Raw genomic sequence first — 4,922 nt, 5'->3', positions numbered from 1 at the left:
CAGGAGACTATGAATATAATTTAAAGTTTTTGTGAAGAAATTATGAATGCTGTGATAGTGTAAACCTGCCAGGACGAGGCTATTTTAGGAACAAAGGTTGAAGAGTGCCATCGGTCATGTTCTGGAAATTTAAGTAGAAGGAAGCAGTTAGAATTATGGAATAGGTGAAAATGTCTTTGCAAACCTTTCAATATAGCGTCTTATATCCTCTGGCATCGAATCTTTAACCGTTGTCATTTGATGTGCTATACACGAATGTTCCATCAGAAGCCTCATCGTTGCCAGCATATAATCACGCTTAAAAGAACTCATTTTGTTGAGTTTTAAAAATTTATCCATGTAAAACAGTCGGGTTGCCCTATTAAGTTCATCCTTTAACTCGTTAATGGTCATACTTGCTGGTTTGACGATAGGTTCTATCAGATTATATTTGCTGTAATCTTTTATCTCAATGTATGGCTCAAGCTCCCTATATATCTCTGCATATGGCCATGGAGTAATAGCAAGAAAGAATGCCATGTCCGGGTTGTAATATTTTGCAAGCTCAACGGTGGTATTGATCGATTTTTTAGTATCTTCTGGCATTCCGAGAACAAACGATGTCTCAGAGATGATATCTTCCTTATTTATAAGGCTTATTGCTAACCTTGATTCTTCAACTTTTATGTCTTTTTTAAACCTATTGAGAGTTTCCTGGCTGGTAGATTCAACCCCTACATATATATGGGCGATACCTGCCTCCTTATATTTCCACAGGATATCCTGATCCCTTATGATATCCTCAACCCGTGTCTCCATGAGAAGCTCTACATCCATTCGTCGCTTCACAAGAAGGTCAAGTATCTTCTCCCATCTTATCCTATCAAAGGTTGGAGTCTCATCAGGCATCATAACCACATTAACACCGTATGTTTCATGAAGATATTCAATCTCTGAAACAAAATTCTCAGGAGACCTTGACCTCCATTTGCGGCTCCAGAAAAGCTGCTGAGAACAGAAGCTACATTGCTGGTTACATCCCCTTGAAGAACTGACAATTGCAAGAATGGAATTCTCTTTTGGTCTATAGGAATAAATTTCCCAGTCGACCAAATCCCATGCCGGGCGGAGGGCGTCAAGGTTCACTATGTATTCCCTCGAAGGGGTAGCAACAGCCCTGTCTTCAGCCAATAATGCAATACCCTTTACCTTTAATGCATCTCCACCAGAAAAATGACAATCAAGGAGTTCGGGAAGGGTCAACTCGCCCTCACCTCTTACGATGTAATCCACATTATTGTGATGCTTCTTGAGGATTTCTTCCCAGCAGAATGTAGGATGAACATTTCCAATGATAGTAACTATTGCAGGATTAATCTCCTTTGACAACCTGCATATCTCAAGGCAATCATTTATCGAGGCTGTGATTGCCGTTGTGGCAACCACATCAGGTTTATGGGTCTCTATTCTTTTAGTGATTTCCGTGTAATCATGAAAATAAGACATGGCATCATATAGATAAACATCATATCCGGCCTCTCTCAAAGAACTGGCTATATAAACAAATCCCAGATTGAGCCATGTCCCTGCTGACTCAACCACACCAGAGTGGTATGGGGGTGTTATTAACATTACCTTTTTCATTACTGCTCTTTACCTTTGGCCTTCTTGAGTCTCTGACTTTATATTTATTTCTGTAATTATCCAGTTGTTATTCTTATTATCTTTATTTTTCTGTAAAACATACTCCATCTCGTAGAGAAGATGAGACGGTGGAAGCACAATCTGATTGTTTTTTATACTTCTATAATCATATACCCATTTCTCTAAGGTCAAAACCTTTGCTGTTTGCCTTGAAATATCCACACTTTTATATTTAATATCCTTTAACTCTGCCTCCATGTATACGCCAGAATCGCTCCACGCAGCTATCCAGAAATAGAGTCTTCTTACAACGTCCTCTGAAGCTATATCTCTTAATAGCTCCAGATCGCCTGTCTTTGCAGCATCAATAAGCTTTCTATTATAACTCATAACTACATCTTTTATTATCGCAGTCTCTTTTGCCTTCTCTAATTGAGTGCAATTAGAGAAGATGATTAAAAATGTTATAAGAAGAGTTTTAATCAATCTTTTCATCTATCAACTCCTTCAATATTCTTCATCCACCTTTAATCATGTCAACTAAAAATAGGCCGTATGCAAAGACCGTATAGTAAAGGGTATGAAATAAATACTCATTATTGACACTATAAAACAGAGCACGAGCACCCATGCTGCTTTTCTGCCCCTCCATTTAAGGAATCGTCTTGAATGCAGATAAAGTCCGTATAAAAGCCATGTTATAAGTGACCATGTCTCTACAGGGTCCCATCCCCAGTATCTTCCCCATGCCTGATCTGCCCATATTGCACCTGCTACAATGGTGATACTCCAGAATATAAAACCAAAACCAACAAACTTGTAGCTGTATGCATCAAGGACCTCTAACGATGGGAACCTCCCGAAGAACTCTGTATCACCCTTCTTCTCTTTCAAGATATATAACACTGATGCGCCGAGTGCGATTATCAACGCCCCTACTGCCATGTGATTGAATGTCACATGAATGACAAGCCATATTCCTTTCAGAGATGGGGGCAGTCCTTTTATTCCTGGGTTCATAAATAACCCGATGGTCATCATCAGAAAGCTAAGAGGTACAACAGCAACGCCTGCTGGCCTCAGTTTCGTATATCTCCAGGTAACGACCAGAAACATTAGAATAACCACCCATGCATTGGAGGAAAGTATTTCGTATTTCATAAGATATGGGCCATGACCCGCAACCCTCCATCTCACACCAAGGGCTATAGAGTGAAACAATATCCCAATCAGTGTAAGCACCATTGCAGGCTTAATACCCCTTCTCTTCTGGAAAGAGACACTATAAGCAAAGAAGATGGTTGCAAATATGTAACATCCTACGGCTATCCAGTGCAGGATAACTTCGTATTTCAATATTGATAGATTATCCATCCATCTTTACTCCTAACTCAGTTCTTATGTTATTTACCTCTTCTTCAAATATTGCATGGTATCTCTTTGTTATACCGTTTATAGATATTATTGAATCCCCATGTCTTGTCAATCGTATAGTTTTATAAGGAAAGAAATAAATTATAACCATTCCAGTAATAGTAATTATAAATCCTGGATATGTTAGGTTTTTCCCGATATCTGTAGCAAATATCAGGCCGCTCCAGTCTTTAATCGCTACAAATTGTAAGATGTCCTCTTTGATTCTAACAGTCTGTCCTGGTATCAAAAGTCCTTTAAAAACCACTGTACCTTTTTTAGCGACAGAAAGATAGAGGATCGGTTTTGACGGATAGAACGATGGCTTTGTAATATCAGGATAAAACTTCATATCAAATATATATTCCGTGGTCGGGAAAGCAGATCCGCCGATGGCTGGCTTTCCAAGGCTGTCAGGCCTGTCCAGGAGGAAATGTGTCATAACCTCTTTACTGTTGGCCTTTTTAAGTAAGAACTGCAAGGCATAGCCATAATCAGAGGACTGATAGACCTTGACACCGTCGATATTAAAAGGACTGTTTATAGAGACGTTATGCTTTGTGCTTTTATTATTCCTGACGATAACAAGAGAGCTTTCGAGTGATTTTATATCCCCCGCATCCCAATAAGTATGGTGAAATCTGGAAAGATGGGTTTTAAAACCCGAGTCAAATGTCCTAACAAAAAGACCCATATTTTTAACAAGAAAATCTGCATCCCGCCCGGAAAAGACCTCCCCCTCCATAACCTGTACAAACCCTCTCTTCTGGAATGAAAAAGTCATAATGGCTGATACGATAATAAGGAATATTCCCGAATGAAACACCACGCTTCCCCATCTGCCAATGGAATTTTTTGCAAATACTATCTCTTGTTCACCTCCTGTTTCACCTTTATCTCCTTTATTTACTAAACGGTATCCTCTTCTTTTAAATACACTTTTTATTCGCTCTTCTACAGACTGTGAACCGTGAACTATGAACTGTGAGCCTTTATCTTTAAAATTCCTTTTAACCTGAAGATAGATGGAGCAACCCAGTGTTATGAGTACTAAAGAGATTAATATGAAGAACCACAACGAGGTATATACCCGGTTGAGCTGTAAGAACTCAATTAATGCAACTATATAAGGACTTCTCAGTCTCCACACCTCAAAATATGAAGGGCTTTTGTCTGCAATCTGAGGGATAAAAACACCAATCAGACAGGCTATAATTGTTATCAAGAGTAAAGAGATAACAGTTATAGGAGAGATGAGAAATTTCTTTATTTTCTGACGAATCCGTAGCAACAAAATTATAAAGTCATATACCCATTAATCCTACGGGTCAGCACCTGAGACAGAGCCACCATGACCGCCACAGTTTGTGGAACAGTTACTTTGTGCATAGCCTGTAGGGCTGCCGGCTTTTTTAAATCCTGTTATTCCAAGATAACTATTATTATAATCATATGGTGCTGGATCAGAATTATATCCGATAAGCCTTGACCTTTTTGATCCATGTGGAACTGCCACATGACAGTTAACACAGTAGGGGTTCCTGCTTGCCATTCCGGAATGAGCATTGTTTTTCCAGCTTCCATCGTATATCGGATGGCAGTTCTTGCAGAAAAGGTCTGTATTCTGCGCATCCGTGGTATTTAATCTCCAGAGAGTTGAACCATCGCTCTTTGTAGGCCAGTATTTACCTGTCCCCTTCAGCATATATTTATAGCTTGACCCATGGGGGCCTTTCGGGTCTGTGCTGGCCTCAGCATCTGTGCCATGACAGTCAGAACAGTACATGGTCTGATTGCCGACATTTGTTGTCCAGGGCGACGACATCTGAGAGGATGTCAATGCTTTTGGAGAGTAGGAGCCTGTCTGGCTGTTCAATGTCACCACT

The 4,922-nt window shown here is 39.8% G+C and carries 5 protein-coding genes; all 5 read right to left on the bottom strand.

What is annotated here, in order from left to right:
* Positions 1-153 precede the first annotated feature (153 nt).
* Positions 154-1,623: a cobalamin B12-binding domain-containing protein gene (locus HZA08_08815; protein ID MBI5193525.1), complete on the bottom strand. Its 1,470-nt coding sequence runs from the start codon at positions 1,621-1,623 to the stop codon at positions 154-156.
* A gap of 9 nt (positions 1,624-1,632) precedes the next feature.
* Positions 1,633-2,118 carry a hypothetical protein gene (locus HZA08_08810; protein ID MBI5193524.1) on the bottom strand — a complete coding sequence of 162 codons (486 nt, stop codon included), beginning with the start codon at positions 2,116-2,118 and terminating at the stop codon, positions 1,633-1,635.
* Positions 2,119-2,163: 45 nt separating this feature from the next.
* The gene (gene ccsA, locus HZA08_08805; protein ID MBI5193523.1) at positions 2,164-2,997 is read right to left on the bottom strand and encodes a cytochrome c biogenesis protein CcsA; all 834 of its coding nucleotides are present in this window, start codon (positions 2,995-2,997) and stop codon (positions 2,164-2,166) included.
* Positions 2,990-4,261 (bottom strand): cytochrome c biogenesis protein ResB, encoded by a 1,272-nt coding sequence (locus HZA08_08800; protein ID MBI5193522.1) that lies wholly within the window; start codon positions 4,259-4,261, stop codon positions 2,990-2,992. The genes ccsA and HZA08_08800 overlap by 8 nt, the downstream gene beginning before the upstream one ends.
* Positions 4,262-4,357: 96 nt before the next feature.
* The coding region (locus tag HZA08_08795) for a cytochrome C (protein MBI5193521.1) at positions 4,358-4,922 on the bottom strand (565 nt) is incomplete at its 5' end.

It is taken from the genome of Nitrospirota bacterium, from assembly GCA_016212215.1.
GTDB lineage: Bacteria > Nitrospirota > 9FT-COMBO-42-15 > HDB-SIOI813 > HDB-SIOI813 > JACRGV01.
This window is presented reverse-complemented; position numbering and strand designations above follow the sequence as displayed.